The organism is Pedobacter nototheniae, from assembly GCF_032678625.1.
GTDB lineage: Bacteria > Bacteroidota > Bacteroidia > Sphingobacteriales > Sphingobacteriaceae > Pedobacter > Pedobacter nototheniae_A.
Genome location: NZ_JAVTSO010000016.1, coordinates 1 through 3,376 on the forward strand (window position 1 = coordinate 1; position 3,376 = coordinate 3,376).

Here is a 3,376-nt window from a genome sequence, read left to right on the forward strand (position 1 = left end):
GTTGCTCCCTGGATTATAGATGATGATTTTCCCGCTCCCGCTAAAAGTAGCTCCGGCCGCTATCCAAACATTCTTGCTGTAAATTTCTAAAGTACCATTGATTTCCCAGTTTGCTTTTGGCCCAAAATAAGTGCCTTCGCTAAAGCGCTGCTCTGTAGTGCCCGCAGAAACAACAACCGTAGATTCATCTACCGTCATGCTCCCTACCCCACTTTGGCCATAACTGCTTAAGCCGCTGAAAAGCAATAAGGCTGGTAATAATATTCTGAATATGATCGTCATAGGATATGATTTCATAATTAATTTTTCTTTGCCTTACTGGGTAACATTGGATTTGTTATTGCGGGGCCCTGTATAAAAATTTTATGATCTTCTACTTCTCCACCTGGTGTTGCACTTGTAGGAGATAAAAGGTCATTTTGATTTTTTGCATAGCGTAAACGCACATAAGTACTTCTCACTACTCTTGAAATAGGAACTGTCCAGGTTAAATTTACAGAAGTTTGATTTGCAGGTGCTGCAACAGTAACCCTTTCACTATCTTCAAAAATACCGTTCTGGTTAAAATCAATCCATCCAGAAATGTAAGCATCCTCTGAGCCCTTATATGGAATTGCAGCTGTAATAATATTGCCAGGCATATAATTAGCCTTATAAGAAAAACTTTTGTATTTAGCCGGCCATGCATCTTCTTCATTCACGCCAGCACTTCCGTTATTGTTATCTCCCATGGCATCTTTACTAAATAAAGGACCTGTATCCATATCGGGGCCTGTAGTGCCTAAAAAATCTGATACTGGTGGAATAAGTGCTCCCGGAGTATAAGCACTTGTATTTAAATTAGTTGTTGCACCAAGAGCGGTTGTAGCACTGATCCCATCACTGGATATAGCCAAAGCATCAATCATATGCAATGGCGAACCGTACGATGCAGGTGCATCACCACCATCAACCCCCGGAGGCAATAAGCCCAATGCAATGGCCGTTAACCCACCGCCTTTTAAGGTTACACTAAATGAAACATCAAAAGTAGTAGCTGCATAAGCCGTTTGGTTAAAGGTTAAAAAAGAAACTGCTGCAGTATTGTTGTCGTTACCTGAAACAAATTCAATTCTTTGTTGTGTGCCAGGTGTTACATTTACCTTACGGATTTGGTAAGCACCGCTGCTTAAATTTTTCTGCAATTCTACAATATTCCATTTTCCATCTGCCGTAGCATTAAAGTACTCACGTGCTGCTAAAGATTCCGCATCACCAATTACCATTCCGCCCAGCTTTACCGGCACACCATCTAAGGTAGCTGTACATGTTACCGTAAAGGTTGATAACCCACCATCAGTACCATTCCGTATGCCGTTTATAAGTTTGTTATTGGTTCCGGTGCCACCAATATTATACATATCATCCATTGAATCACCTGAGTAATTTCCTGGCGCATAACTTTTAATATCACTGCCTATTAACCCGGAAATTACAGCCTGAACACACAGGTACCTACCGCCACCAACATCAATAGAAGCATAGGATGCGGAACCATTAACCAAAGGCTGATCATATCTTCCATAAGGATAAGTAGCTACATTTGCCAGTGTTGAACCCCAGGTTAACCATAAAACCTGGTTTTTATTTTTACTTGTTCCACCGGTGGCAAAAGCTGCAGTTTTTGGTTGCGTAGGGAAACATTGTGCAAATGCAACATGGCTAAAAGCAACAAGCAGCAATATAAGTGATACTTTTTTTAATATTATTCTGTTCATCTTATTTAACTGCAAAAACAATATTCATAAAAGATCCTGCTGTAACATCTGCATTTGATTGTACGGTATACGTTAATACACCCGTGGCTGAAACTGATACAGAAGCAAAAACAGATGTATCGTACCAGGTTACATAGAAATATAATTGATTGGCAGGAATAACAGGCAGTGCAGGCGCTCCGGTACTGCTTACCGCCGGCGTGCCAAATTGTTTGTTATATCTTGCATATAAGTTTATTGTTCCAAATGATTCGCCACTGATACCTGATTCTGCAACAAACTGATCTGCAGCTGTTGGAACGATAACTGATGGCATATAAAAGAATTTAGGCATTGCAGCGGCAACTTGTTTTAGCACACCCGTTGTTGGGTCTGCCACCACAATTTTATCGGTTGTTGCCCCGGTTTGTAAACCACTAACGGCTAATGTATTTGCCGGGGTGGTTGATCCGCCGGTTGCAATTGTTGTTGCTTTTGTAAGCGTACCACCCAATTGAATATTACTTGTAGTAGATTTATTTAAACCATTATCAGCTGTTATTGCATTTGTTATAGTAGTAGCCGGAATGGAAAGTGCTCCATCTGTTCCCACTACAACTGTTCCGTCGCCCTGTTTTACCACACCTAAAGTTGTACCACTTGCAGTAGCTACATTAACAGTATATTGAGTATTTCCGGTCGCATTTGGAGTTGCAGGTGTTACCGTTGTATTGGTTCCGGCAATAACCGTTGTTGTTTTTTGCGCGTTTGTAATTACACTTGAAGGAACTGAAAGTGCCCCATCAGTACCCACCACAACTGTTCCGTCGCCCTGTTTTACAACACCTAAGGTTGTACCACTTGCAGTGGCCACATTTACCTTGTAATCGGTTACATTACCTGTGGTAGTACCCACAGCTGTGGTGTTTGTACCATTTGATAATGTTGTTTTTAATTGTCCTGATTGAATTGCTGCATCCTTCACTTCTACTTTATATTCCGTGTTATTTGGATTACCTGTACTCGCAGCAGAAGTAACCGTGGTGGTTGTTCCACTAATTACTGAACTTGTTTTTTGTCCTGCCTGAATAGCAGGTGTTAAATCCAAGGCCGTAGCTGAAGCTACACCATTAACAGTTGTTGTTAAATTAGCGCCCGATAAAGTATTTCCAACCGTGTTTACAGCCGGAGCGGTTACACTAATTCCATTCACTACTGAAGTAATTGTATTTAAAGGATTACTTAAAGTATGGGAACTGGCAGCAGTAATTGCTGGCTTTAAATCAATCGCAGTGCCTGCAACACCATTAACAGTAGTTGTTAAATTAGTACCGCTTAGGCCATTTGCAACACTATTAACTGCTGATGCTGTCGCAATTTTGCCATTTACCGTAGATGTTAAAGTATTTGTACCGTTATTAACCAAAGTATTTGTTGTAACCGGTACTAAAGTAGACTGATCTACCCACGAACCTGTATTGCCTGCACCAACAACCATCACCTGGCCCGTAGTGCCACCTTTAATCTGGTTTGCTGCCAGGTTTAATTTGGTTTCATCAACATCAATTGTGAATGCTTTTAGTGCCGCACCTGTTGGTGTTCCTCCTAAAGTAACTTTATCACTTCCCGGGGTCACATCG

Annotated in this window: 2 protein-coding genes and 1 pseudogene; all 3 read right to left on the reverse strand. The window is 41.1% G+C overall.

The window, feature by feature from the left end:
- Positions 1-297: pseudogene (locus tag R2Q77_RS20940) on the reverse strand (hypothetical protein); the annotation flags it as partial.
- A 2-nt stretch (positions 298-299) separates the two neighbouring features.
- On the reverse strand, positions 300-1,757 hold the full coding sequence (locus R2Q77_RS20945) for a CshA/CshB family fibrillar adhesin-related protein (protein WP_316805657.1): 1,458 nt from the start codon (positions 1,755-1,757) through the stop codon (positions 300-302).
- A gap of 1 nt (position 1,758) precedes the next feature.
- The coding region (locus R2Q77_RS20950; RefSeq protein ID WP_316805658.1) for a hypothetical protein at positions 1,759-3,376 on the reverse strand (1,618 nt) is incomplete at its 5' end.

Coding starts and splice junctions, on each gene's coding strand:
- R2Q77_RS20945 (WP_316805657.1), bottom strand. CDS start 1,757: ATGAACAGAATAATATTAAAAAAAGTATCACTTATATTGCTGCTTGTT.